Consider the following 25,224-nt stretch of genomic DNA (forward strand, 5'->3'; position numbering starts at 1 on the left):
TAACGTTCTGCTGCGACGTTCCACAACAACCTGAATGATCCCGGGTTTTGTCTTTGGAGCATCGCGGCGTTGCTGGACGCTGCCCCATCCCGCCCGAAGAAGTGCCGTCAAAGGCCCCCAGCATGTCCCCGAAATTGAGGCCGCCGCTACAGCGCCGCCGGTCTTTTCAGACGCCTCGCTGTAGCAGTTTGAATTGCTGCAGTTCCTGAAATCGGAAGCCGATTTCGGGAACCGTATAGTCGGCGAAAACGAGGGCAATGTAATGAACGATGTGGCGCCGGGTGGCGCGGACATCAGCAAGATCGTTCTGGAGTCGAGCTGCGATGCGCTGGGCCTCGCCTTGCTCGTCTGCGGTCGAGACGACACGATCCTTTTTGCCAGCGCCGCGGTGCTGCAATTCTTCCCCGTTCCGGCACATGTTCTCGCGCCCGGTACGCGGCTCCGGGACTTTCTCGGTGTGGTCTACGACACCGGCATACGCCCCGGAACCCTGCCGGAGAACAGCCGGCGCCGGACCAATCGAGAAGACTGGATCGCCGAACACATGGCGCTTCATTGGCGCGAGCGCTACGAGAATATTGAACGGGCCGGCCGGACGAGGTGGATCTGCCTGCGTAAGCGCCGGCTGTCGAGCGGAATCGGCATCCTGTCGATGAGCGATGTCTCCGAGCAGAAGAAGCGCGACGAGCAACTGCAGACCGATCTTGAGCGCGTCGAGCTCACGGAACGGATCCTCGATGCCCAGCCCAATCCGATATGCGTCAAGGATCGCAACCTGAATTACATCGCCGTGAACAAGGCTTTCTGCGCAGTTCATGATCTGGCGCAAGAGGCGATCCTCGGGCGTTCGGCCTGGGATCTCGTGGAGGCGGAGCTCGCGGAACGCTTCGAACAATCGGATCGACACGTGCTGGAGACGGGCGCGCCCTATTCGGAGGCGGAACATATCGTTCGCGCCGACGGCAGCGACCTTTGGGTCGTCAGCCGGAAATACCGCGTCGGCGTGGGCGGTCGCCATTTCGTCGTAACCTGCATGAATGACGTGACCGACATAGCGGCTTGGTATCACGGTGGGGAAGACGGCAGCGTCAATGCCGGTCTCCAGATCCGCGATTACAGCATTTTTGCGCCCGCGCAGAATTTCTACGATCCGTTCCGGGCGCTGAACGTTCAGCAGCTCATCGAAGCCGGGTCGATGATCGAGACACTGCCGGCCCGTGGACTGCGCGTGCTTTTGGCGACCGCCAATCGAGATATGGAAGAACGGGTGATAAAGCGCCTGCGCGGCTCCGGCCTCGACGCCTGTGCCGTGCGCAACATCGAGGAACTTCGCGCTTTTGTGCTCGCCGCCGAAAATTGCGGTTTGAAGCTCGACACTCTGCTGCTCGATGCCGCGCTTTCGGGCAGGGATGATATTGCTGGCTCGTGGCGTGACTGCCCGCTTTTGCAGGTTTCGCCCGATGTGGACGCCACTTCGCTGCTTGCGGAGATTTTTCGCGTCTGTGCCGAACGCCGCCAATCGCGGCCGCCGCTTGCGCAGCCGGACTGGGAGATTTCCTTCGAGGACAACGTCCCTTCCGGCACCCATGCGCCGGAGGTGGAGGTGTTGGTCGCCGAGGACAACCAAATCAATCAGTTCGTCTTCGCGCAGATACTGGAAGGTCTCGGTGTCTCCCACAGGATCGCTGCCAATGGCAGAGAGGCCGTGGAACTCTGGCACGAACTTCAACCCGCTTTGGTGCTGATGGACATATCGCTGCCGGTGATGAATGGTTTCGAGGCCGCCGCGGCCATTCGCGAGGCTGAAAAACGCACCGGCCGCCATACGCCTGTCGTCGCCGTTACCGCCCACGCCTCCGATATCGATCTTCAGCGATGCAGGGCATCAGGCATGGACGACCACATCATGAAGCCTGTCAGTCCGGATATGATCGAGGCCCTGCTTAGGAAACACATGCCGGCTGCCAACATGCGCGCGGCGAGCTGATCCTGGATGTGCCAACTCACTACAGCGCCGTGCGTCTTTTCAGACCAGAAAGGTCGCTGTAGCACTTTGAATTGCTGCATGTTTTCATTCTTAGACCGTCGCCGATTTAGGAACCAGGCAGTAGAACCGGGATACTCACGGCAGATTTGATAGCGAAGCAATATGGGATTGTTAACCGCTGATTGTCATCGTCTGCGTCCAACTGCCGGACAGAGTAGAGCATCGCAGGCATGAATCCGCCCCATCCAGCCGCCCAGCACCTTTTTTTCTCGCAAGCCGGGCACACGTTCCGGCGGGCGGACGATGCGGCTCGATCCGATGGGCATGCCGGGCCTGCGCTGTCGGTCGACCCACTGACCGGCTTGGGCAACGGAAGACAACTGCAGCAGAGAGTCCGCGAACTGGCGGCAGAACGGGCAAGCGATCCGGCTCCATTTACCATAGGCCTCGCCAATCTCGACGGTTTCAAACCGATCAACGATCTGTTCGGACCGGAGGCCGGCGATCAGATTTTGTGCCAAGTGGCGCTCCGGTTGAAAGCCTGCGTTCCGGTCGGCGCCACGGTAACGCGCACGGCGGACGACGAATTCGCCATCGTCCTGCCACTGGTTTTCGAGCGAAAGGGCGCGGAGAAACTTGGCCAGGTGCTGAAGGAGGTGCTCTCGGCCCCGTTCGATCTCGGCGACCGCAATGTCCGCCTGTCGGCTTCGTTCGGCTTCGCCGTCTACCCCTTCGCAGGCGATACTTTCGACGATCTCCTGAAGAGCGCCGATACGGCCCTCTATCGGTCGAAACGCCGCGGCCGTGGTCAGATCACCGTCTACTCGCAGGAAATTGCTCAGGAAATGAAGCGCGCAACGCAACTTGAGCAAGCGTTGCGTAATGCGATCATCGCCGACGAGGTCGATGTGCATTTCCAGCCGATCGTCGACCTTCGCAATGACGCGGTCGTCGGCTTCGAGGCGCTTGCCAGGTGGTGCGATGCGGATCTCGGCTATGTCTCGCCTTCCGTATTCGTGCCGCTCGCGGAAGAGCGCGGTTTCATCGAGGCGCTGGCGGAGGCGCTCCTGCGCAAGGCGGCCCAGGCTGCCCTCTCCTGGCCGAGAGAACTCTTTTTATCCTTCAATCTGTCCTCGGCGCAGTTGATGGATCCGGCGACCAGCACCCGTCTGCTGGCAATCGTCAATCAGGTGGGCCTTGATCCGCACCGCCTCGAACTCGAGATCACCGAAACCGCAGTGATGACGGACACCGGTGTCGCCCAGAAGATCGTGTCCGAATTGAGGGCCGCGGGTGTGTGCGTCTCGCTCGACGATTTCGGGACTGGGCAGTCGAGCCTCGGCCGATTACGGGATTTCTCCTTCGACAAGGTGAAGATCGATCGCGCCTTCGTTTCCCGAATTTCAGCCGACCGGGCCTCGGAACACATTGTCAAGGCCATTGTTTCGATGTGCGAAGGGCTGGAACTGGAGGTCGTGGCCGAAGGCATCGAAGACGTCTCCGAGGCGCTGATTTTGAAAGCGCTCGGCTGCGGCATGGGGCAAGGCTACTTTTATGGCAAGCCGGCCGACGCCGTCACCACCATGCGCTATCTCTCTGACCGTTATCGCGACGTCGCGGTGCGTTGACGGCCGCTCGCGTCATCACGATCCTTGATCTCCGAACGATCGCGTCTGCCCTCGTCCAACAGCCAGTCCCTGATGCGCCGCGCCTGGCTGTTGAGCTCGCGCGAACGCGGCCAGACCACGTAGAAGGCTTGGCCGGTCTTCAGCACATGCCCTCCGACCGGCACGAGAGTGCCGGAGCAAACCTGCCGTTCGATCAGGTGCTCCCAACCAAGCGCTATTCCTTCGCCGGAAAGCACGGCCTGGATGACCAGGACATAATCGTTGATCGCGAGCCGCCGCGCCTGGGCGGGATAAGCGAAGCCGGCGCTCGCGAACCATTCGGTCCAATCGCAAGCGCGTCGAACCGGTTCCTCGAGATGAATGAGATTGTGCCGCAGCAGTTCGGCCGGCGTTTGAGGTAGGCCGTGCGCGTCGATATAGGCCGGCGTCGCCACTGCGTTGATCACCTCATCGGCAAGCAGCGCTGCGTGATAACGCGGCCAATGGTTAGGATCGCCGCCGCGAATACCCAAAGGGATCGGTTCCTCGTCGAGATCGAGGTCGCGCACGCTGGTCTGAATGCGGAGGTCGATTTCCGGCAGGTCTTCTCTCAACCGATTCAGTCGTGGCAACATCCACATCGACGCGAACGCCGTCGAAGCCGCCAGGGTAACATTCGTCTCGCGGCCCTTGGCGCGGATATCCTCGGCCGACTTCTGGATTCTCGAAAGCCCGACCGAGACGTCGGCATGGAATTTTTCGCCGGCTTCCGTCAATTCGACCGCCCGGTGAACGCGGTGAAAGAGCGCTACGCCGAGCTGCTCCTCGAGCCCCCGGATGGCATAGGACACCGCGGCCTGGGTCATTCCGAGCTCGCTGGCGGCGCGGGTGAAATTCTGGTGGCGGCCGGCCGCTTCGAAAACGATGAGGCTGGCGGCGGAAGGAAGGAGACGTCGCAGATTTTCCATAAGTTCCACTTATATCATGCGTCGAATTTTTCCAACGTTACAACGATCTCGATCGTCAATACCATCATTGTGAATGATGGGAGGTGGACGATGGAACTGGCTGCTGCAACAGCGGGCGAGACAACGAAACGAACGCGAAGCGGGCGGCCGCAGCGGCGCGAAGGCGGCCGCAGGAGCCTCGGTGTTCCTTACATCGTCCGCAACATACCAACCTACGACATTCTCGGCGAAGAGAGCCTGCAGCGGATCGAGCGGACGGCGGATCGCATTCTCGCCGAAGTCGGCATCGAGTTTCGCGACGATCCGGCCGTCCTCGATCATTGGAGGAGAGCCGGCGCCAAGATCGATGGCGTCCGGGTCACCTTCGAGCCCGGTATGTTGAATGAGATTGTTCGTTCCGCACCGTCGGAGTTTACACAGCACGCACGCAATCCCGCCCGCAGCGTCGAGATCGGCGGCGGCAATGTCGTCTTCTCGCCGGCCTATGGTTCCCCTTTCGTCATGGATCTGGATAAAGGTAGGCGTTACGGCGCGATCGAGGACTTCCGCAACCTGATCAAGCTCGCCCAGTCTAGCCCGTGGCTGCATCATTCCGGCGGAACGATCTGCGAGCCGGTCGACGTACCGGTAAACAAGCGCCATCTCGACATGGTGTATAGCCACATCAAATATTCCGACCGGGCCTTCATGGGCTCGATCACGGCGGAGGAGCGCGCCGAGGATTCGATAGAAATGGCTCGCATCCTCTTCGGCGCCGATTTCGTTGATCGGAATTGCGTCATTCTCGGCAACGTCAACGTCAATTCGCCGCTCGTCTGGGATGGGACGATGACGAAGTCGCTGCGCGCCTATGCGCGCGCCAATCAGGCCGCAGTCATTGTTCCGTTCATTCTAGGCGGCGCCATGGGCCCCGTGACCAATGCCGGCGCGATCGCCCAGTCCTATGCCGAAACGCTTGCCGGCTGCGCGCTGACGCAGCTCGAGCGCAAGGGTGCGCCGGTGATCTTCGGCAATTTCCTCTCCTCCATGTCACTCCGGTCCGGATCGCCGACCTTCGGCACGCCGGAACCGGCGATCGGCAGCATGGTCGTCGGGCAACTTGCCCGCCGGCTCGGATTGCCGCTGCGTTGCGCCGGCAACTTTTCCAATTCGAAACGGCCGGACGCCCAGGCGATGCAGGAAGGCGTCATGTCGATGCTGTCGGCGGTGCATTGCGGCGCCAATTTCATCTTGCATTCGGCCGGTTTCGTCGACGGGCTGCTTGCCATGTCCTACGAAAAGTTCGTGATGGACACGGATTTTTGCGGCGCGCTCCATTCCTATCTCGCCGGCGTCGTCGTCGATGAAAACACGCTGGCCCTGGACGCCTTTCTCGAGGTCGGGCCGGGCAGTCACTTCCTTGGCTGCGAGCATACGATGCGCAACTATCAGACGGCCTTCTGGGACAGCGCCCTTTCCGACAACGAGCCTTTCGAGAAATGGGTTGAGCAGGGCGAAACCGACATGGCGCTCCGCGCCAACAGAAGCTGGAAAAAGACGCTCGCCGAATACGAAGCGCCGCCCCTGGATGCGGCGATAGACGAGGCACTGACGGACTATGTGACCAGACGCAAAAACAGCATGCCGGACGCTTGGTATTGAGAGTGATCCGAAAAGCGGGAACCGGTTTTCGGATTGATTATGCGACAAAAGAAAACCTGAGCGGCGGCGGTAATTCTCAAGGACGATTGTGACTCTCTCGAAAGACCCGCTGCTCCAGCCTTACCGCCTGAAACACCTGACGCTGAAAAACCGCGTCATGTCGCGTGAGCCGGCCTCTTCGGACGACATGCCGAATAACCGCTATCGCCTCTATCATGTGGAAAAGGCGAAGAGCGGTATCGCGCTGACGATGACGGCTCGCTCAGCAATCGTGTCGGAGGATTCGCCGCCGGCATTCGGCAACCTTGCACCTATAAAGCGGCGCCTTGGGCGCCGCTTTCCAGACGGTGAAGCGGGATGCCAGAGGATACCTCCGATCCCGCTTCAGACCGCTTTACTGCTGAGGTGCCGGCTGCGTCGGCGTGGCCGGGGTCGTACCGGTGGCCCCGGTCGTCGATGTGTCGACCGGCTGCGCGGCGTTGCGCTCGGCGATCAATTGCGCCTTCGTCTTGAACTCCGGTGCGGCCTTCAGTGTATCGGCCGTTTCAGTCGTCATCAGCTTCAGCGCGTCTGTGTCGGGCTGCTCGGAGATTTCGATGCGGTCGAATGGAACCGCAACATTCTTCTCACCGATACCCAGGAAACCGCCCACGCCGATCACTGCCGCTTCGACGCCGCCATCCTTCTTGAGGATCAGATCATTGATCTCGCCGATTCTCTCATCGGCGGCGTTGTAGACCGACTGGCCGACATAGGAACTCGTGGCGATCTGGTCATCGGCCTGCTGGGTCAGATAACCCGATCCTGCAGCAGCCGTCTCAGTCGTCGTATCGGCCGGTGGTTTCTGTGCCTGGTCAGCGGGCGCAGGCGTCGTTGGAGCAGGCTGCGTCTGCATCGTCTCAGGCTCGGCCGGAGGCGGTGTCGTGGTTTGCTGCGCGAAACTCGTCGGGGCAACGGCAACGCCCACGAGAAGCGCGCCGGCGGCAACGGAAGATATAAGGTACTTGGTCATATCTGTGCCTTTCGTTGACGTTGTCGAACAAGGCGCAGCTTAGCTCTCGCTGCTCCGGCTGCGCCGGTGATACTCAAGCAACGTCCGGCAGCGAAAACTGTTCCGGAAAAAGTGAAGCTTCGAAGCCGAGAGTTGCGACGATTCAGCATTGATCTGCATCACTTAGCGGAAGCGGGCGGCTTACCTCGTGTTGTAAAATCACCAATCAAAGCTGCTACACGTGCGGCGAGATCTCGGCGCAACCGCGATATTCCCTAGTTGCACCCCTAAAAACTGTGGGTGACCTAGGTCGTAAAAACCCGCATGGAGCTGGCGGGCTGCCTTCCGATACGGTTCGGGAGCGGCAATATGCGTTTTCCCATCGTGCTCACGAAGAAACGACGGCACCTGACCGCCGGGCGACGACAATTGCGCCGTCTTAACACCAGAACGCCGGGGGCAGCGACACCCCGACCTTCCAGAACCATGAACTATCGTATTTCTGGCGTTCAGCAACGGCCGGATTTAGATCATGAACGTTATTGATTCTACTGCATGTTTCCTTAAATCGGAGCCGATTTAAGGATAAAAACATGCAGCAATTCAAAGTGCTACAGCGGCCTTTGTGCGTCTGAAAGACGCACCGCGCTGTAGCAAGTTAGAGCGGGATGCGGACGGAAAACCGCACAGATTTTTCCTTATCCCGCTCTAGTGGCTTTCACGATGCACCTCGCTGCCGCTGTTGCCGACGAGAAAATCGAGGTCGGCTCCCTTATCGGCCTGCAGCACGGTGTCGTGGTAGAGCTTATAGTAACCCCGGTGCCACTTTTGTTCCGGCGGCTGCCAAGCTGCCATGCGGGTCGCGAACTCCTCGTCGCTGATCAGCAGGTTCAATTCGCCCTTCATCGTATCCAGGCGAATACGATCACCGGTCTTGACGATCGCGAGCGGGCCGCCGGCGTTGGCTTCCGGGCTGACGTGCAGGACCACGGTGCCAAAGGCTGTGCCTGACATGCGCGCGTCCGAAATGCGCACCATGTCGCGAACACCCTTTTCCACAAGCCGCCGCGGGATCGGCATGTTGCCGACTTCGGCCATGCCGGGGTAACCCTTGGGGCCGCAACCTTTGAGCACGAGGATCGTTTCCTCGGTCACGGGCAGGTCGGGATCGTCGATCTTCGCCTTGAGATCTTCGATCGTTTCGAAGACGTAAGCAGGCCCCTCGTGGGCGAGAAGATGTTCACTCGCGGCCGACGGTTTGATCACAGCGCCGTTCGGAGCGAGATTGCCCTTCAGCACCCGGATGCCGGCGGCAGCCCGCAGAGGGTTGTCGAGCGGGCGGATGACGTCGTCGTTATAGACTTCCGCGTCCTCCCAATATTTGCTGATCGGGACGCCGCAAACCGTCGGGGCATCGGCGTGAAGCAGATGTCCGATACGGTTCATTACGGCCGGCAGGCCGCCCGCATACGCAAGATCCTCAATGAGATACTTGCCCGACGGCATGCAATTGACGATGCAGGGAACGTGGCCGCCGACGCGATCGAAGTCTTCCAGACAGAGATCGACACCGGCACGGCCGGCAATCGCCAGCAGATGCACGACCGCATTGGTCGATCCGCCTACGGCGGCGTTGGCGATGATGCCGTTCTCGAAGTTCTCCCTCGTCAGGATCTTCGACAGCCGCAGATCCTCATGCACCATCTCGACGATGCGCTTGCCGGTCATATGCGACAGCGCCATACGGCGAGCGTCGACGGCCGGCAGGGCCGCGTTGGTCGGCAGCGAAAGGCCCATGGCTTCCACCACAGAGGCCATCGTGGTCGCCGTGCCCATGGTCATGCAGACACCCGGCGAGCGCGACATGCCGCTTTCAGCGGCCATGAATTCCTGCAGGCTCATTTCACCGGCCCGCACCGCTTCCGAGAACTTCCAGACGTCCGTACCCGAGCCAATGTCCTTGCCCTTCCACTTGCCGTTCAGCATCGGCCCGGACGAAACGACGATCGTCGGCAGATCGACGGAGGCAGCACCCATCAACTGTCCGGGCGTGGTCTTGTCGCAGCCGCCGAGAAGCACGACCCCGTCGATGCCGTAAGCGCGGATCGCCTCTTCGACGTCCATGGCCAGGAGATTGCGGAAAAGCATGGCCGTCGGACGCATCTGGGTTTCGCCGAGCGACGAAACCGGGAATTCGACCGGAAAGCCGCCTGCCTCCCAAACGCCGCGCTTCACACCTTCGGCGAGGATGCGCAGGTGGCTGTTGCAGGGGGTCAGTTCGGACCAGGTGTTGCAGATGCCGATGATCGGCCGCCCGTCGAAGACATGGTCGGGAAATCCCTGGTTCTTCATCCACGATCGATGAATGAAACCGTCCTTGTGGGTGCCGCCGTACCAGTGGCGACTTCTCAGTTCTTTTTTCTTTTCGCTCATCCGAGCACTCCCTTTCCGCTGCGATTCATCGCAATGGATTAATTGTATGACTTTTTCTCGACGCCGCACCAGCATTTGTTGACGGTGCGGGATCAGGAAAACGTGGCGCGGATTCCATCGGCATTCCGCTCCACGTCTTTTTCAGAGAATAAAGGCCGGCTCGAAGCGGCCCTTGACCGTGATGCCGAGATCGAAGGTCTTGCCCGCGTCGGGATCGGCCGCCCGCGCCGCGTCGTCCATGTCCTGCCATGCTGTCGTCACCAGCAGCCGATCGGCCTTGGCGCCGATAAAGGCTGGGCAACTCGGCTGCGTCGCCGGCACGGCGTAACGGGCGACCCTTTGACCATCAGGTTTGTAGACGTCGACGGCACCCGCGCCCCAACGCGCGTTCCAGATCAGCCCGTCGGCGTCGCAGACCGAGCCGTCAAGCCCGCCGGGTGCCGTGCTCTCGTCGCAAAGGACAACAGGGTCGCCGGTCGGAAGCGCAGTCGCCGGATCGATGTCGACCCGCATCAGATGATTGACGTCCGTGTCGGTGAAATAGGCGGTGGCGCCATCCGGCGAGAAGCAGATCGAGTTTGGAATCGTGATGTTTCCGTAGAGCTTCGTTACGCGGCTGCCGGCAACATGGTAGATCGCGCCGGCGTGTTTATCGGCCTTCCGTCCCATGGTGCCGATCCAGAGCGCGCCAGAGGCATGCACACGTCCGTCGTTGGAACGGTTACCGGGCTTGTCCTCGATCGTGGCGAACTGGCTGAGCTTGCCGCTCGCAGTGTCGCGGAGAAAGAGGCCCTCGTCGGACGCTATCAATTGCCGGGCCGGATCGATCACGGCCAGCACGCTGCCGAGAAAGGGCAGGACGTGGACCGTCTTTCGTCCGCTTTCGAGATGAAGCTCGTGCAGTTCCTTGCCCTTGATGTTGAACCACCAGGCCGTGCCCATGGCGGGATCAAAGGTAGGGCCTTCGCCGAGTTCAGATGTCTGCTGACAAAGAATGTGTCCGGCAAAGCGGATGAACTCGGTCATCATGGGTCTCCATAGATGGCGTCATATGCCTTGAGTGTCGCGACGGCCCGCTGCCGCACCTCGTCGGCGTTCATGTCGGGCTTGTAGAGGCTCGATCCGAGACCGAAGCTGCGGATGCCGATTTTTGCGTAATCTGCGAAATTGCTCTCCGAAACGCCGCCGACGGCCGCGATCTCGAGGTCCTTCGGCAGAACCGCGCGGATCGCCGCGATGCCCGAAGGGCCGAGCACGCTCGCCGGGAAGAACTTCAGGCCGGTTGCCCCCGCACCGGCGGCCGCGAGCGCTTCCGTCGGCGTGAAGACACCGGGCATCGTCACCATTCCTTTCGCTGCCGCAAGAGAGATGACGGAGGTTTCCACATTGGGGCTGACCATCAGCCGTCCGCCGACATCGGCAAGGCGTTCGACGTCAGCCGTCGTCAGCACCGTGCCCGCGCCGATGAGGCAGTCGCCGGGGGCCATCTTCACCGCTGTTTCGATGGACTTAAAAGGATCAGGGGAGTTCAACGGAATTTCGATTGCGGTGAAACCCGTTTCGATGAGGGCGCCAACAACGCGTTCCGTTTCGTCCGGCTTCAGACCGCGCAGAATGGCGATCAGCGGATATTTCATCGGTGGCAAGGGGATGCGGTTCATGTTTTTTCTTTCTGTCAAAGAGGCCAGATCGCCCGGGCGGCAGCCGAAAGGCCGTCTCGAACCGCCTCGTCCGCATCGACAAGCTGGACTGCGAGACCCTGGCTTTCGAGGGCGGTGCGATAGAGCACGCCGAGCTTCCCCGAGGCGACGAGGCAAATACCGTCCACCGAACCCGCCAAAGTGAATGCTCCGGCAATCTCGGCACCGATCAGCGTTCCGGACAGGCAAGCCCTGGCGTCGGCGGCGCCAGTTCCACTGAGAAGCTGTCCCGCCCGCACGGAAAAAAGCAGATTCGTCGCCAGTGCCGGATTCTCCCTCGCCCGAGCGACGGCTTCGGCAAAGGCCGGGCTGTCGGCCGGGAAGGCGTCTGCATCCGCCACGGCGTGACTGAGGATCGTATGGCGCGAGATAACGTCGAACAATTCGCCGGTCATGAAAGTCGAGAAGCCCTCGACCGTGTCGTCCGCAAGACGGACCCATTTGCTGTGGGTGCCAGGCATGCAGACGAGGTGCCGGCCGCCGCCAAGCCTTTCCGCGGCGCCGAGAAGCTGCGTTTCCTCGCCGCGCATGACGTCCGGGTGCCGTTCGTCGCGTTGGGCGAGGCCGGGAAGTATCCGGATGTCACGATCGACGTCGGGAACGGCGATCGCATGGCCGGCGATGGCCGAGAGCTTGGCCGGCGTGCCGAGATAGCCGGCTTCCTTCCAGCCCTGCCGGGCACCTGCCATGCCGCAGATGATGATCGGCAGATGGGCTGGCGCGGAGAGGGCCGCGAGATGGGCATCGAGTACGGTGTGAAAGCCCGTCTTCGCCGCCGTCGTCATGCCCTCGGCGCTGCGGCGCTCGGCGAGAACTGCCCCGTCTTCCCCAATGATCCACAGCCGGAAACTCGACGTTCCCCAGTCCACCGCGGCGTAATAGCCAGCCGTTATCAAAATACGCCTCCATCGATGATCATAGTCTGCGCCGTCATCGCGGCCGAGCAATCCGACGCCAGATAGAGGCAGGGCCCCACGAGGTCATCGGCGACCAGCATGCGTTTTAGGCACTGTCTTTCCTGCATCCGCGCAATTGCCTCATCGTCGAGCCAGAGCCGTTTCTGTCGTTCGGTGACGATCATGCCCGGCAGAATCGTGTTGACGCGAATGTTGTCCGGTCCGAGCTTTCCGGCGAGCGACTTGGTGAGCCCGATGATTCCTGCCTTCGCCGTTGCATAGGCGGGGATCTCCGGCATGTTGAGCAGAAAGGCGATGGACGAGAAATTGATGATCGACCCGCCGCCCGCGCGCTGCATATTGGGGGCGATCGCCTGAGACATAAAAAAGAAATGCCTGAGATTGACGGAGAGGCTTTCGTCCCAACTCTCCTCGGTCACCGCTTCGAGCGGCTGTCGATCGTCGCGCGCGGCGTTGTTGACAAGGACATGAATGGAGCCGAGCTTCGCGACGGCGGCCTCGGCTGCTGCCCTGACCGCTTCGATATTCCTGAGATCCGCGAGAATGAAATGCGGCATCCGTCCGGTTGCCTCGGCGACCCTGTCGCAAAGCTTTCGGCTTGGCTCCTCGGCAATGTCGACGAAGGCAACCTGTGCGCGTTGCCGGGCGAAGGCCTCAACCAAGGCTGCTCCTATGCCTGAACCACCGCCGGTTACCAGAACGCCGCGGTCGCGCAGGTCGGGGAACTGGCTGCTTGGCAAAGTCATGATTGGCCTCCCCTTGAAACTGCAAGCGTGGAAATCTCGTTCCATTATTTGGAACGTGGTTTTATTATCTGGAATTATCGCGCCAAGGCATTTATCCTGTCAAGGCGGCATCGCCGGAGGAAATTGGATCAAATGGACGGAGACGAGGCAAGAGATTTCGAGGGGGAAGGTGCCGGGACCGGCACGCTCGGCAAGGCGATGGCCGTGCTTGAGGCGGTGGTGACGGCGGATCGTCCTCAGCGCTTTACCGAGATACTCCGATCTGTCCGGCAGCCGCGCGGCACGCTGCACCGGCTGCTGAGCCATCTCGTCGACGAGGGGCTGCTGGTGCAGGGGCGCGACCTGTCCTATGAACCCGGCCTCCGCCTGTTGAAACTTGCTTATCGTTCCTGGTCCGGCAACCGGTTCCGAGAGATCGCGGCGCCACATCTCCTGAGTTTGCACGAACTTACCGGCGAGACGGTCCATCTCGGCGTGTTGCGGCAAACGGAGATCATCTATGTCGACAAGGTCGAAAGCCGGCAGACGGTTCGCATGAGTTCGCAGATAGGCAAGGCGTCACCCGTCTATTGCACCGGGATCGGCAAGGCGGCTTTATCGTCGCTTTCAGAGCCCGATCTCAAGCGGATCGCCGCAAGCATGGAGTTCCACCCGTTCACCGCGCATACCCATCGATCAGCCGCGACATTGCTTGCCGAAATCGACGAGATTCGCCAGACCGGTTATGCGTTCGATCGGGAGGAGCACGAGGCAGAGATCTGCTGCGTCGCCGCGCCGATAGCCGTCCCGGAACACGATCTGGTTGCGGGTGTTTCCGTGACCGGGCCCTCCTACCGCGTCAGTTTGGCGCAATTGGCAGCCTGGGCCGTGGACGTCCGGAAGGCGGCGGGTCAAATCGAGGAGGAGGTCAGGATCCGCCTCGGCCCTGGGCGCGATGGACGTTGAGACCGCTTTACGGTAAATTAGCGGTTTCGACTGGACGGGGGGTCTTGAGATCGCTAGCTTCGATGGCTTCAAGCTTGCCTCTACGCTTGGTTGCGGGCGCGAGCGGGATTGATCCCGGCGGAAGCTCTGACGTAGATTCATCACAGCGAAAACGGCCGCGCTCCCATGGGAGCAGGATGGAGACGGGCGGAAGATGATAGATTTCACCGCAGACATGTCCTCACTGGTCCTCCCTGATGGCCGGTCCATAAGGGGACCGCTTGGCAGCGAAGACGATATCAAGCGTGTTCTCAACCAGGTATCGGAGGCTTACGGCTTTCGCGGTTTCATGGTTCTGGCCATTCCCGACACCGGCTGTCACAGCCTCGCCGCGCAGGCACTTTTGACGACCTGGGCCTCGGAATTCCTGAGGCGCTACGACAGTGCCGGTCTGATCGATGGCAGCCCCGTCATCCAGAGGTTGCGCAGAAGCACGATCCCCTTCACATATGATGCGCATCAGTTGGCACGAAGACGACTGGACGGCAAGGGAGAGGCCGCCATCAGCGTCTTCGAGCACGCGAACATGCCACGGGGCGTCTACCTTCCGGTTCACGACGCTGCCGGACATCGTGCGGCCATCGCCTTTGGCGGCGACAGGCCGGTGGTGTCCAACGACGAGTTGCAGGCGCTCAATCTTTTGGCGGGACTTGTCTACAGCCGGCTGACTGAGGTCAGGCCACGCGACCGGCGCGGCCCCGGCAGCCTTTCCCGTCGCGAGATCGAATGCCTGCGCTGGGCGGCGGCCGGCAAGACGACCATCGAGATGGCGAGGATCATGGCGCTGTCCGAATATACGGTAAACCACTATCTGAACCGCGCGACACGTAAGCTGGATTCGGTCAACCGCGTGCAGACGGTCGCCAAGGCGATGCGCGCCGGGCTGATTAACTAACCCGCATTTCGATGCGCGGAAAGGGCGGACGCGGCGGTCGCGATGCGAAGAAATGCACAGCCTTTTGCGTATGAACAGTGAGGATCGTCGATCATCTGTTGGCATTGGTCTTCGGCTCAGGCTATTTGATAGTTGATGAATGCCATGGAACGCGCGAATGCAAGATACGATGACGACCGGGATGACTGACACCGATCTGCCCCGGGGCGGTGATTTCGCGTCCGAAATCACAAGGCTTGAAACCCAGTTCGACATCATCCGCTACATGCGGCGGGTCACGCAGATCTTTGGCTTCAAGACGTTCCTCATCTGCTCTATTCCGGCGATCGAGGTGGAGCGCCTGGCGGCCACCACGGTCATCTCCAACATGCCGGCCGAGCTTCTCAACAAATACGACAGCCTGTCGATGCTGCGCTTCAGCACGGGCGTCCGTCGATTGAGAGAGACGACGACTCCGTTCCAGATCATGCTCGAGGACTGGGAAAAAGAGGGCGGCAAGCCGGCGTCGGCCGACGACTATATCGCCATGCTGCGCGAGAACGGCATCTTCCAGGCGAACTATTTCCCGGTTCACGACGCCGAAGGTGGTCGCGGCGCGGTCATCCTCATGGGGCCGGAAGCCTTTTTGCCGATGACGGCGGCAATGGAATTGCAGATGATCGCGATCCACGTCTACAATCGCCTGGCAGAGATCGGCTCTGTCTGGAAGAACGCAAACACCACCCTGTCCGAGCGGGAAATACAGTGCCTGAGTTGGACGGCAGCCGGCAAGACCAGCGCCGAAATCGCCGGCATTCTCGGTCTCTCCGAGCATACCGTCAATCATTACCTCAACCATGTCACCAAGAAGCTCGACGCCGTCAATCGCACGCAAGCGGTCGTGAAGGCGATGAAGAAGGGCTATATCAGCTAACTGGTCGAGTTGACCGGCCGCCGCTCGATTCCGTGAATCGGAACGACTTCCAAACAGAATTGTGCAGCAACTTAACTTAAAGCGTGAGGGCGTGTCGGGAGCGCAGCTTCATCACGAGTCTCCGGCACGGCTGCTCGGTGCCCTGCGCCAAGCAGCGAGCGAATTGCTCAATCGTCATGCTCCGCTCCTGTGCTTAAATGGCAGGCATGCCCAGGAAGTGAGCAGTTTCTTTTCGTAGATTTGTGACGCAAGAAGCTATCCATCTGAAAACGTTACTTTTCAGATGGCATTTCAATCTGGCATGCATTCTGCATATCCGTTGGCATGTCCAGAGGGGACTAGAATAAGACAGCGCCCAAGAAGGTTGCGAAGAAAGGGCCGCCGCCAACGGCTCGTGATCCCGGATGTACGGACACGATCGTTGGCTGGCGGCCCTTCATTTTCTTATCTATCGCATTGGCGAAGCGCCCTAGCTCGACTATCTACTGCATGGTTCCTTTAAATCGGATTCGATCTGGGAATAAGCTATGCGGCAGTACAGAGCGATAAAGCAGTCTCTGCACGTCGGTGCGTAACGCGCCGTCATCAGGGTAAAAGACAAGAGGGCGACATGCCGGACGTAACCAGGGAAATGGTTCTTGAAAAGCTGCGGAACGTTCGCGGCCCGGACATGGAGGGCAATATCGTTGACCTCGGGCTTGTCTCAGATGTGTTTATTTCCGACGGCAAGGCCTATTTTTCGATCACCGTGCCGGCTGAGCGGGCGAAGGAGCTGGAACCGATGCGCGCCGCCGCCGAACGGGTCGTGCGCGACATCCCTGGCGTGAAAGCGGCGATGGTCGCATTGACCGCCGACCGCAAGGCGGCCCCCCAGGCCGCACCCGTGCAGCGCCCGCAACAGCCGCCGGCTGCCGGGCATGCGCATGGTCAGCGCCCGGCCACTCCTTCCAAAGCGGGTGTTCCGGGTGTCGGTGCCATCATCGCCGTTGCCTCGGGGAAGGGCGGGGTCGGAAAGTCTACGACCTCGGTGAACCTGGCGCTGGCGCTGCAGGCGAACGGTCTGAAGGTCGGCTTGCTCGATGCCGATATTTACGGACCCTCCATGCCGCGACTGCTGAAGATTTCCGGCCGCCCGCAGCAGATCGAGGGGCGGCTCATCCGCCCGATGGAAAACTACGGGCTGAAGGTGATGTCCATGGGCTTCCTCGTCGACGAGGAAGTGGCGATGATCTGGCGTGGCCCGATGATCCAGTCGGCGCTGCTGCAGATGCTGCGCGAAGTTGCCTGGGGTGATCTTGACGTTCTTGTCGTCGACATGCCGCCCGGTACCGGTGACGCGCAACTGACCATGGCTCAGCAGGTGCCGCTTGCCGGCGCGGTCATCGTATCTACTCCGCAGGATCTGGCGCTCGTCGACGCCCGCAAGGGCCTTGCGATGTTCCGGAAGGTCGAGGTTCCCGTCCTCGGCATCGTCGAAAACATGAGCTACTTTGTCGCGCCGGATACGGGCAATCGCTACGACATTTTCGGTCACGGCGGCGCGCGCAGGGAAGCCGAGCGGATCGGCATTCCGTTTCTCGGCGAAGTGCCGTTGACCATGGGGATCCGCGAAACCTCGGACGCGGGAACGCCGCTGGTGGTGTCCGAGCCCGACGGCGAGGTTGCGCGCATCTACCGCGACATTGCTCTAAGGGTTTGGGAACAAGTCTCAGCGGCGCAGCAGGATAAGAGCCGAGCGATGCCGAACATCGTTTTCGAATAGCCGCCCCGCGACGCTGTCTCCGGCGTCGCGCTTCTGTCAGCTACCCGAGGCCGCCGGGGCGTCTTAGCTGCGGTGACTTTATCTTAAGTCGATTTTACGGAATGATGCAGTAGGGTCCGGCCCCGGTTCAGTGCCGAGAGTGTAATGCCGTGGGGAGATGGCAGAGGCAAGGGCGTTGATTTTGCGCGAGCATTGCGTCATATGCCTTGCCGCATTCGCGAGGCAAACGGTTCGGCGCCTCTCGCCGGAGATTTCTGACCCCACGACACGACCGTCGTGTCGGGCGGAAGTCTTCATCAGGTGAATCTGTATTGTGGAAATCGTGTGGCGGCTGATCGCTCAAAACATTCAGGGTTCATCCTCGTCGCCCGCCTGAAGAAGGCGGTCCCGTGATCACAGGATATTGCGCCAAAGGTGAAGCTGTCGCTCTTTCGACGGCAGAGCCGCCGGCGACCTTGCGCTCCGATATTGTCTGGATCGACCTCGTCGGCCCGAGCAGGGCGGAAGAGACGATGATGGAAGGTCTGCTCGGGATTTCCATTCCGACGCGAGATGATCTGAAGGACATAGAGCCGTCGAGCCGGCTCTATACGGAAGAGGACGCAGTGTTCATGACGGCGTCGCTGGTCTACCGGAGTGAAACGGAAGCCCCCGGTCTGACGGACGTGGGCTTTATTCTGTCGGGACGGCGACTCGTGACGGTCCGGTACGCGGAGCCGAGGGCGTTCGGGCTCTTTAAGGCCAGTATGCATCGGATACCGGGCGGCTGCCATAGTGGCGTCGTGCTCCTGACCCGGCTGCTCGAGACGATCGCCGACCGAACGGCGGAAATTCTGGAGCAGGCGGTGGACAAGATCGACGATCTTTCGATCGAGGTCTTCGGCGAAAAGACAGCGTCGAAGCGTAGGCCTCCGCATCTGTTAGAGGCCCGCCTGCGTGATGTGGCGGGCCATCACAGGCTGATCGCGAAGACCCGCGACAGTATTGCCTCGCTTTCGAGGCTGCTGACCTTCGTTTATACCGTGCCCGCGGTGCAGGAGGACGAGGACAGTCGTGAACTCTGCCGCTCGATCACCCGAGACATACAGTCGCTCTCGGAACATGCGGGCTTCATTTCCGGCAACATCACTTTTCTGCTCGATGCTTCGCTCGGCCTGATCAATGTCGAGCAGAATGCGATCATCAAGATCTTCTCGATTGCTTCAGTCGTTCTGCTGCCGCCGACGCTGGTGGCATCCATCTACGGTATGAATTTCCGTGTAATGCCGGAGCTCGAATGGCAGCTCGGCTATCCTTGGGCGCTTCTGGCCATGGTGATTTCGGCCGTCATACCCTTTTTCTTCTTCCGCTGGAAAGGCTGGCTCTAAGAGCCTGATGGACACGTATGTCTCAGTTGTCTGCCCCCGCCATACATGGCTCCGAAAATATGCGCCGCCTGGTCGCTATGGCGCTCGGATCTGTTGGCGTCGTCTACGGCGACATCGGCACGAGCCCGCTCTACGCTTTTCGCGAGGCGCTGCGCCCCATCTCGCGTGACGGCGTGACGGACGTGGAGATCATCAGCCTCATTTCGATGATGATCTGGGCGTTGACGATCATCGTCACGATCAAATACGTGCTCTTCTTGTTGCGCGCCGACAACCACGGGGAGGGCGGCACGCTTTCTCTGCTCGCCCTGTTGATGAAAACCGCCAACGGCCACGCGTCGATCCTGTTCTTCATGGGAATCGCTGGGGCGGCGCTTTTCATTGGCGATGCGATGATCACGCCGGCGCTTTCGGTTCTCTCGGCTGTCGAGGGACTGAAGCTGGTGACGCCGGCCCTTTCGGATTATATCGTCCCGATCGCCGTTGTGATCCTCCTGCTTCTCTTTGCTGTGCAGTCGAAGGGGACCGCTGCCGTCTCCATTTTCTTCGGACCGATCACGCTCGTCTGGTTTCTCGTCATGGGCGCTGTCGGGGTGATGCATATCGCCGATGATCTGTCGATCTTCTCCGCCTTCAACCCGCTCTACGCGGTAACCTTCATGTTCAACGAAGGTTTTCTCGGCGTCCTCGTGCTGGGCGCCGTCTTCCTTACGGTCACGGGAGCGGAAGCGCTCTATGCCGACCTCGGCCACTTTGGCCGGCGGCCGATCCAGTGGGCCTGGTTCACCATCGTCTTTCCGGCGCTCACCTTGAATTATCTCGGGCAAGGCGCCTTCGTCCTCAAGAACCCGGACGCGATGTCCGATCCGTTCTTCCTGATGTTTCCGAAATGGGCGCTGCTTCCGGTTGTCATCCTCGCAACCGCGGCGACCATCATCGCCAGCCAGGCGGTGATTACCGGCGCCTTCTCCCTGACCCGTCAGGCGATCCATCTCGGCTTCCTACCGCGCATGGCCATTTTCCATACGTCGGAAACGCATACGGGCCAGATCTACCTGCCGAACGTCAACACGCTCTTGATGTTCGGCGTTATGGTGCTCGTTTTCGTGTTCGGTTCGTCAGAGTCGCTGGCGACCGCCTACGGCATTTCCGTGACCGGCGCCATGGTGGTCACGACTTGCCTCGCGTTCGAGTTCCTGCGAGCCCGCTGGAACTGGTCGGCCTTGGGGGCGGCGACCGTGCTCTTGCCGCTCTTCTCGTTGGAGTTCGTCTTTCTCGGCGCCAACATGCTGAAGATCCATGACGGCGGCTATGTGCCGATCCTGATCGCGGCGACCTTCATCATCGTCATGTGGACCTGGAAGCGCGGCACGGAAATCCTTCACGCCAAGACCCGCCATATCGACATTCCGCTGGCAAGCTTCGTCAAATCGATCGAGCGCAAGAGCGAGCATGCGCCGGTCGCCGTGCCGGGTACCGCGATCTTTCTGACGAGCGATCCGGACTCGACGCCGGCCGCCTTGCTTCATAACATCAAGCACAACCACGTGCTGCACATGCAGAACTTCATCCTGACGATCCGCACCGCCAACACGCCGAGGGTGCCGAAGGAGGAGCGCGTCAGCGTACGGCCCCTGTCGGAGCGCTTCACGCTGCTCGAAATGAAGTTCGGCTTCATGGAGACGCAGAACGTCTCGCAGGCGCTGGGCCTCTTTCGCAAGTCGGGCTTGAAGTTCGACATCATGTCGACGTCCTTCTATCTCGGCCGCCGCAAGCTCGTGCCCGATGCCCAATCCGGCATGCCGCACTGGCAGGATCGCCTGTTCATCGCGCTCGCCAATGCGGCAATCGATCCTTCGGACTATTTCCGCCTGCCGACGAACCGCGTCGTCGAACTCGGCTCGCACGTGATCATCTGACTTCCTTCCATCTCGCATCGGCGGTGAGTCAGCCGCATGTTCCAGTGATGAGGCATTAACCAAACATCAAGGTTAATGCATCATTTTTGACGCTCGAAGGCAGCGGTCACGGAGAGCCGTCCGATCGCTTCAAAGGCCTAACGTTCCGCACGAAATCTTGCCGCTGGTCTTCGGCCGGCTTGCGAGAACGCGTGTCCGAGTAAGAGTTGCGTGGAGCCGATCGGTGCGTAAGAGTCAGAAGTTGCGTCACAAGTTTCGCATGTCCTTCTCGGCCTGGACCGGGCCGGCAATCATCGGTCTGGCAATCTTTCTCAGCTTTCCTTCGGCGGTGGCCTATTCGGATCTGGCGACCTTCCTGGCCGGCATCAACCGCGGCGGCGAACGTTGGCGTATGTATCTGACCCAATCGCCGGCAGGTTCGCTCCACGAGGTCGAGATGGTGTTCGCCGATCCGATCACCACCGGTGCGCTGGATGGTGGCGCCGGCATCAATCTGCCCGACGGTAGCCGCGTAGCGCTGACCGCGGAGACCAAGCATCACGGGACGCCGGACGAAGACCGCGTCACGCGCAAGCTGAAAAAAGGGCGGATCGTTGCCGTCAGCCCGGTTACGCCGCCAAAGGATTTTACCGCCGGTTCGATCCTACAGCGCACGAGCTCATTGCTGGAGCCGGACTTCGACGGGGCCGAGAAGATGATCTTCGCGAAGCCGAAGATCAAAGGCAAGGAGATCGAGATCGCCACGGCCTTCTACCGTAAGAAACCGCCGAAGACCGGTATCGGCGTTTCACCGATGCTCGCCAAGCTCGTCACCAACGACAAGGCCGACATTCTCGCAACCGCCTATGTCCGGCCCGAGCCGGACTATGCGCGTGAATCGCCCTTCGATTCGATCCTGCGGGAAGACAAGAATGCCGGGCGCTTCATTCCGGAAATAGCCCCGGACGACCATGCCTGGGCGGCGACGCCGTTGCCCCCGACCGTTTTCAGTAAGGAAGAGCAGACCTGCCTGGCCGAAGGCATCTATTTCGAGGCACGCAGCGAGCCCGTGAAAGGGCAGGCAGCGGTCGCCCAGGTGATTCTCAACCGCGTCCGCAACCCGACCTACCCGAAGACGATCTGCGGCGTCGTCTACCAAAACAAGGCCTGGCGCAACCGCTGCCAATTCTCGTTCGCCTGCGACATGATCCGCGACCTGATCTATTCGCGCTCGCACTGGAAGACCGCCAAGGAAGTCGCGCTGGCCGTCACCGCCGGCAAGATCTGGCTGTCCGAAGTGGGCTCCGCAACGCACTATCACGCGACCTATGTGAGGCCAGCTTGGGCCAAGACCATGAAACGGGTCGGCAAGATCGGACTGCACATCTTCTACCGCACCTATGGCGGCGGCTGGAGCTGACCGGCGCGTTCGACTCCGTGCACGCGTAAGTCATGCGGCCGGTGCCCGAACACCGCGTACGGCAACGATTCCCGCTGCCGCTTTGTCGCAGCTTGCGGATTTAATCATTTAAGCCATTGATTTCTCTTCGAAACATTGTCCACGTCGAACGCTCTTCCATGCCTTGACTATACGGGTGCCTAAAACTATGTTGCGCGCGACTTCAAATGGGGCCGAAGCGTGGCTTGGATACCGGCCGTTTGTATGACCGAGATCGCGTTCGACCGCGTGGGGCTGCAAAGGGGAGCCATGTGACGGAGAAGCCGGAAGACAGTCTGGAAGCGCGGCTGAAGCGTCTTGGCGACGACATTGCGTCCAAGCGGACGGAAGAGTCGGAGGACGTCGAAGTTCGTGCCGCTGAAAGCCGCAAAGGCTATGCGGCGGCAATGAAGCTCTCGAGCGAGTTCATCGCCGCCATCGTGGTCGGGGCGTTTCTGGGCTATCTTTTGGACCATTTTGCGGGTACAGGGCCGTGGGGCATGATCGTCCTCCTGCTTCTCGGGTTCTGTGCCGGTGTTTTGAATGTGCTGCGTTCTGCCGGACTGGTGGCGACACCCGATCAGCGGAAAGACGGCCTTGGGAATGACAAGAAGGACGGAGGCGGCGTCTGAGGCGTCGCCCGGAAGAACACGGTTTCCGCTTGCGGGCGGGTAAAATGAAAGAGAAGCGCGGTGTCAAACGATCCGACCCACCAGTTCCTGGTCAATAAGATTGTCCCGATCGAGATTGGCGGACTTGACTTTTCCTTCACCAATGCGTCGCTGTTCATGGTTGCGACCGTCGGTGTTGCTGCCGGCTTCCTTTACCTGACTACATCGCAGCGCGGGCTGATCCCGACGCGCATGCAGTCGGTTTCGGAGATGTCGTACGAGTTCATCGCGTCGATGCTGCGCGAGGGCGCCGGCAGCCACGGAATGAAATTCTTTCCGATGGTCTTCTCGCTGTTCATGTTCATCCTGACGGCGAACCTGCTGGGGATGTTTCCCTATTTCTTCACCGTCACCAGCCAGATCATCGTGACGTTCGCTCTGGCCGTCTTCGTGATCGGCACGGTCATTCTCTACGGTTTCTATAAGCACGGCCTCGGCTTCCTGAAGCTTTTCGTGCCTCATGGCGTGCCCGGCGTGCTGCTGCCGCTGGTGGTGACGATTGAAATCATCTCATTCCTTTCCCGTCCCATCAGCCTTTCGGTCCGTCTGTTCGCCAACATGCTGGCCGGCCACATCACGCTGAAGGTCTTTGCGGGCTTCGTCACCTCGCTGAGCGCTCTCGGCGCGCTCGGCATCGGCGGTGCGATCCTGCCTCTCATCATGACCGTCGCTATCACCGGTCTCGAATTCCTCGTTTGCTTCCTCCAGGCCTATGTCTTTGCGGTGCTGACCTGCATGTACCTCAACGATGCCGTCCACCCGGGAAGCCACTAGGGAATAACAGTCGCTGGCTTCCGGTCGGCCTAGCCGCCGAAAGCACAAATCCTAAGCCGCAACACCATTTCGAAGGAGTTCAATCATGGAAGCGGAAGCAGCAAAGTTCATCGGTGCAGGTCTTGCATGCCTCGGTATGGCCGGCACGGCTCTCGGCCTCGGCAATATCTTCGGCAGCTATCTCTCCGGCGCGCTGCGCAACCCGTCGGCTGCTGACGGCCAGTTCGGCCGCCTCGTATTCGGCTTCGCCGTTACGGAAGCTCTGGGCATCTTCTCGCTGCTCGTAGCCCTGCTCCTCCTCTTCGCCGTCTAATAACGGATGAAGTTTCGGCCGCGGCCCTCAGGGTCGCGGCCGCGCATATTCTTGCACCTTGGAGGTGAGCATGTTTGTGACCGCGGCTTATGCCCAGCAGTCGACCCCCACTGAAGGCGCCGAAACACACGATGCCACTGCGGCCGGTGAGGTGCACACCGAAACGGGTGTGGCCCACGAAGGCGAGGCTGGCTCCGGCGTTTTCCCGCCCTTCGATTCGACCCATTTCGCATCGCAGCTGCTCTGGCTCGCGATCACGTTCGGCCTTTTCTATCTCCTGATGTCGAAGGTCATCATTCCGCGCATCGGCGGAATTCTTGAAACCCGCCATGACCGAATCGCGCAGGACCTCGATGAGGCCTCCCGCCTGAAGGGCGAGGCAGACGCCGCCATCGCAGCCTACGAGCAGGAACTCGCAAACGCCAAGGCCAAGGGCCACTCGATAGCGGACACTGCCCGCGAGGCCGTCAAAAGCAAGGCCAACGCCGAACGAGCCACTGTCGAAGCCGAGCTGGCGAAGAAGATCGCCACGGCCGAGGCGCGCATCGCCGATATTAAGACCAAGGCGCTTGCCGACGTCGGCGCGATCGCCGAGGACACGGCAGCCGCGGTCGTCAAGCAACTGATCGGCGGGACTGTCACCAAGACCGAGATCGCCGCGGCGGTCAAGTCGTCGGCAGGCAACTGAGGAGCGACCAACCATGGCACTTGATGCGACTTTTTACGCCCTCGTCGGCCTGATCCTCTTCTTCGCCCTCATCGCCTATCTGAAGGTTCCGGGCATGGTTGCCAGTGCGCTTGATGCGCGTGCCGACAAGATCGGCAACGAGCTTAAGGAAGCCAAGCGCCTGCGCGAAGAGGCGCAGAGCCTGGTCGCCGAATATCAGCGCAAGCGCAAGGATGCCGAAGCGGAAGCTGCCAGCATCGTCGCTGCGGCGCAGCGCGAAGCCGAAATGCTGACCGCGGAAGCCAAACAGAAGACCGAGGAATATGTCACGCGCCGCACGGCGCTTTCCGAGCAGAAGATCAAGCAGGCCGAAACCGACGCGATCAACGCGGTGCGTGCGGCTGCCGTCGACCTGGCGATCAGCGCGGCCGAGAAGGTGCTGGCGACCAAGACCGATGCCAGCGCTCAAGAGGCGCTCTTCAAGAAGACACTCGGCGAGGTCAAGACCCGCCTCATTTAAGTTTTGATCCGGTCTTGCGAATTCGAGAGCTC

At 60.7% G+C, this 25,224-nt stretch carries 22 protein-coding genes and 1 pseudogene; 16 read left to right on the forward strand and 7 right to left on the reverse strand.

What is annotated here, in order from left to right:
• Positions 1–262 precede the first annotated feature (262 nt).
• Together PYH37_RS15125 and PYH37_RS15130 are read left to right on the forward strand one after the other, a co-directional pair.
• Positions 263–1,987: a response regulator gene (locus PYH37_RS15125; RefSeq protein ID WP_280736051.1), complete on the forward strand. Its 1,725-nt coding sequence runs from the start codon at positions 263–265 to the stop codon at positions 1,985–1,987.
• A 230-nt stretch (positions 1,988–2,217) separates the two neighbouring features.
• Positions 2,218–3,615, forward strand: coding sequence for a putative bifunctional diguanylate cyclase/phosphodiesterase (locus PYH37_RS15130; protein ID WP_280735744.1), 1,398 nt, complete (start codon positions 2,218–2,220; stop codon positions 3,613–3,615).
• Here PYH37_RS15130 and PYH37_RS15135 read toward each other — a convergent pair.
• A complete protein-coding gene (locus tag PYH37_RS15135; protein ID WP_280735745.1) occupies positions 3,591–4,562 on the reverse strand; it encodes a LysR substrate-binding domain-containing protein in 972 nt (323 codons plus the stop codon). The two genes, PYH37_RS15130 and PYH37_RS15135, sit on opposite strands and share 25 nt — an antisense overlap.
• 90 nt (positions 4,563–4,652) lie before the next feature.
• Between PYH37_RS15135 and PYH37_RS15140 the strand changes: the two genes are divergently transcribed.
• Complete coding sequence (locus tag PYH37_RS15140) at positions 4,653–6,203, forward strand: trimethylamine methyltransferase family protein (RefSeq protein ID WP_280735746.1); 1,551 nt, start codon at positions 4,653–4,655, stop codon at positions 6,201–6,203.
• 88 nt (positions 6,204–6,291) lie between these two features.
• Positions 6,292–6,510, forward strand: a pseudogene (locus tag PYH37_RS15145) (N-methylproline demethylase); the annotation flags it as partial.
• A gap of 87 nt (positions 6,511–6,597) precedes the next feature.
• On the opposite strand, the gene PYH37_RS15150 reads toward PYH37_RS15145, so the two are convergent.
• From PYH37_RS15150 to PYH37_RS15175, 6 genes are all read right to left on the reverse strand, one after another.
• The gene (locus tag PYH37_RS15150; RefSeq protein WP_280735747.1) at positions 6,598–7,215 is read right to left on the reverse strand and encodes a PRC-barrel domain-containing protein; all 618 of its coding nucleotides are present in this window, start codon (positions 7,213–7,215) and stop codon (positions 6,598–6,600) included.
• Between the two features lie 687 nt (positions 7,216–7,902).
• On the reverse strand, positions 7,903–9,627 hold the full coding sequence (locus PYH37_RS15155) for an IlvD/Edd family dehydratase (protein ID WP_280735748.1): 1,725 nt from the start codon (positions 9,625–9,627) through the stop codon (positions 7,903–7,905).
• 141 nt (positions 9,628–9,768) lie between these two features.
• Entirely contained in the window at positions 9,769–10,653 is an 885-nt protein-coding gene (locus PYH37_RS15160) for an SMP-30/gluconolactonase/LRE family protein (protein WP_280736052.1), read from the reverse strand.
• Complete coding sequence (locus PYH37_RS15165) at positions 10,653–11,288, reverse strand: 2-dehydro-3-deoxy-6-phosphogalactonate aldolase (protein ID WP_280735749.1); 636 nt, start codon at positions 11,286–11,288, stop codon at positions 10,653–10,655. The genes PYH37_RS15160 and PYH37_RS15165 overlap by 1 nt, the downstream gene beginning before the upstream one ends.
• 14 nt (positions 11,289–11,302) lie before the next feature.
• Positions 11,303–12,223, reverse strand: coding sequence for a 2-dehydro-3-deoxygalactonokinase (locus PYH37_RS15170; RefSeq protein WP_280735750.1), 921 nt, complete (start codon positions 12,221–12,223; stop codon positions 11,303–11,305).
• Positions 12,220–12,990 (reverse strand): SDR family NAD(P)-dependent oxidoreductase, encoded by a 771-nt coding sequence (locus tag PYH37_RS15175; RefSeq protein ID WP_280735751.1) that lies wholly within the window; start codon positions 12,988–12,990, stop codon positions 12,220–12,222. Before PYH37_RS15175 ends, PYH37_RS15170 begins: the two co-directional genes overlap by 4 nt.
• 132 nt (positions 12,991–13,122) lie before the next feature.
• On the opposite strand from PYH37_RS15175, the gene PYH37_RS15180 reads away from it, so the two are divergent.
• From PYH37_RS15180 to PYH37_RS15235, 12 genes are all read left to right on the forward strand, one after another.
• Entirely contained in the window at positions 13,123–13,935 is an 813-nt protein-coding gene (locus tag PYH37_RS15180; RefSeq protein WP_280735752.1) for an IclR family transcriptional regulator, read from the forward strand.
• Positions 13,936–14,128: 193 nt separating this feature from the next.
• On the forward strand, positions 14,129–14,869 hold the full coding sequence (locus PYH37_RS15185) for a helix-turn-helix transcriptional regulator (protein WP_280735753.1): 741 nt from the start codon (positions 14,129–14,131) through the stop codon (positions 14,867–14,869).
• Between the two features lie 139 nt (positions 14,870–15,008).
• Positions 15,009–15,782, forward strand: a complete 774-nt coding sequence (locus PYH37_RS15190) for a LuxR family transcriptional regulator (protein ID WP_425336142.1) — start codon at positions 15,009–15,011, stop codon at positions 15,780–15,782.
• A gap of 610 nt (positions 15,783–16,392) precedes the next feature.
• On the forward strand, positions 16,393–17,544 hold the full coding sequence (locus PYH37_RS15195; RefSeq protein ID WP_280735754.1) for an Mrp/NBP35 family ATP-binding protein: 1,152 nt from the start codon (positions 16,393–16,395) through the stop codon (positions 17,542–17,544).
• A 389-nt stretch (positions 17,545–17,933) separates the two neighbouring features.
• Positions 17,934–18,911 carry a magnesium transporter CorA family protein gene (locus tag PYH37_RS15200; RefSeq protein WP_280735755.1) on the forward strand — a complete coding sequence of 326 codons (978 nt, stop codon included), beginning with the start codon at positions 17,934–17,936 and terminating at the stop codon, positions 18,909–18,911.
• Positions 18,912–18,928: 17 nt separating this feature from the next.
• Entirely contained in the window at positions 18,929–20,830 is a 1,902-nt protein-coding gene (locus PYH37_RS15205) for a potassium transporter Kup (RefSeq protein ID WP_280735756.1), read from the forward strand.
• Positions 20,831–21,089: 259 nt separating this feature from the next.
• The gene (locus PYH37_RS15210; protein ID WP_280736053.1) at positions 21,090–22,229 is read left to right on the forward strand and encodes a cell wall hydrolase; all 1,140 of its coding nucleotides are present in this window, start codon (positions 21,090–21,092) and stop codon (positions 22,227–22,229) included.
• Between the two features lie 290 nt (positions 22,230–22,519).
• Positions 22,520–22,879 (forward strand): AtpZ/AtpI family protein, encoded by a 360-nt coding sequence (locus PYH37_RS15215; protein ID WP_280735757.1) that lies wholly within the window; start codon positions 22,520–22,522, stop codon positions 22,877–22,879.
• Between the two features lie 60 nt (positions 22,880–22,939).
• Positions 22,940–23,692, forward strand: coding sequence for a F0F1 ATP synthase subunit A (locus tag PYH37_RS15220; RefSeq protein ID WP_280735758.1), 753 nt, complete (start codon positions 22,940–22,942; stop codon positions 23,690–23,692).
• A gap of 85 nt (positions 23,693–23,777) precedes the next feature.
• Complete coding sequence (locus PYH37_RS15225) at positions 23,778–24,005, forward strand: F0F1 ATP synthase subunit C (RefSeq protein WP_012707029.1); 228 nt, start codon at positions 23,778–23,780, stop codon at positions 24,003–24,005.
• A 70-nt stretch (positions 24,006–24,075) separates the two neighbouring features.
• On the forward strand, positions 24,076–24,693 hold the full coding sequence (locus tag PYH37_RS15230; protein ID WP_280735759.1) for a F0F1 ATP synthase subunit B: 618 nt from the start codon (positions 24,076–24,078) through the stop codon (positions 24,691–24,693).
• 13 nt (positions 24,694–24,706) lie between these two features.
• The gene (locus PYH37_RS15235; RefSeq protein WP_280735760.1) at positions 24,707–25,192 is read left to right on the forward strand and encodes a F0F1 ATP synthase subunit B; all 486 of its coding nucleotides are present in this window, start codon (positions 24,707–24,709) and stop codon (positions 25,190–25,192) included.
• The last annotated feature ends 32 nt before the right edge of the window (positions 25,193–25,224 follow it).

Source organism: Sinorhizobium numidicum (genome assembly GCF_029892045.1).
Taxonomy (GTDB): Bacteria; Pseudomonadota; Alphaproteobacteria; order Rhizobiales; family Rhizobiaceae; genus Sinorhizobium; species Sinorhizobium numidicum.

Coding starts and splice junctions, on each gene's coding strand:
- PYH37_RS15125 (WP_280736051.1), top strand. CDS start 263: ATGAACGATGTGGCGCCGGGTGGCGCGGACATCAGCAAGATCGTTCTG.
- PYH37_RS15130 (WP_280735744.1), top strand. CDS start 2,218: ATGAATCCGCCCCATCCAGCCGCCCAGCACCTTTTTTTCTCGCAAGCC.
- PYH37_RS15135 (WP_280735745.1), bottom strand. CDS start 4,562: ATGGAAAATCTGCGACGTCTCCTTCCTTCCGCCGCCAGCCTCATCGTT.
- PYH37_RS15140 (WP_280735746.1), top strand. CDS start 4,653: ATGGAACTGGCTGCTGCAACAGCGGGCGAGACAACGAAACGAACGCGA.
- PYH37_RS15150 (WP_280735747.1), bottom strand. CDS start 7,215: ATGACCAAGTACCTTATATCTTCCGTTGCCGCCGGCGCGCTTCTCGTG.
- PYH37_RS15155 (WP_280735748.1), bottom strand. CDS start 9,627: ATGAGCGAAAAGAAAAAAGAACTGAGAAGTCGCCACTGGTACGGCGGC.
- PYH37_RS15160 (WP_280736052.1), bottom strand. CDS start 10,653: ATGACCGAGTTCATCCGCTTTGCCGGACACATTCTTTGTCAGCAGACA.
- PYH37_RS15165 (WP_280735749.1), bottom strand. CDS start 11,288: ATGAACCGCATCCCCTTGCCACCGATGAAATATCCGCTGATCGCCATT.
- PYH37_RS15175 (WP_280735751.1), bottom strand. CDS start 12,990: ATGACTTTGCCAAGCAGCCAGTTCCCCGACCTGCGCGACCGCGGCGTT.
- PYH37_RS15180 (WP_280735752.1), top strand. CDS start 13,123: ATGGACGGAGACGAGGCAAGAGATTTCGAGGGGGAAGGTGCCGGGACC.
- PYH37_RS15185 (WP_280735753.1), top strand. CDS start 14,129: ATGATAGATTTCACCGCAGACATGTCCTCACTGGTCCTCCCTGATGGC.
- PYH37_RS15190 (WP_425336142.1), top strand. CDS start 15,009: ATGCCATGGAACGCGCGAATGCAAGATACGATGACGACCGGGATGACT.
- PYH37_RS15195 (WP_280735754.1), top strand. CDS start 16,393: ATGCCGGACGTAACCAGGGAAATGGTTCTTGAAAAGCTGCGGAACGTT.
- PYH37_RS15205 (WP_280735756.1), top strand. CDS start 18,929: ATGTCTCAGTTGTCTGCCCCCGCCATACATGGCTCCGAAAATATGCGC.
- PYH37_RS15210 (WP_280736053.1), top strand. CDS start 21,090: ATGTCCTTCTCGGCCTGGACCGGGCCGGCAATCATCGGTCTGGCAATC.
- PYH37_RS15225 (WP_012707029.1), top strand. CDS start 23,778: ATGGAAGCGGAAGCAGCAAAGTTCATCGGTGCAGGTCTTGCATGCCTC.
- PYH37_RS15230 (WP_280735759.1), top strand. CDS start 24,076: ATGTTTGTGACCGCGGCTTATGCCCAGCAGTCGACCCCCACTGAAGGC.
- PYH37_RS15235 (WP_280735760.1), top strand. CDS start 24,707: ATGGCACTTGATGCGACTTTTTACGCCCTCGTCGGCCTGATCCTCTTC.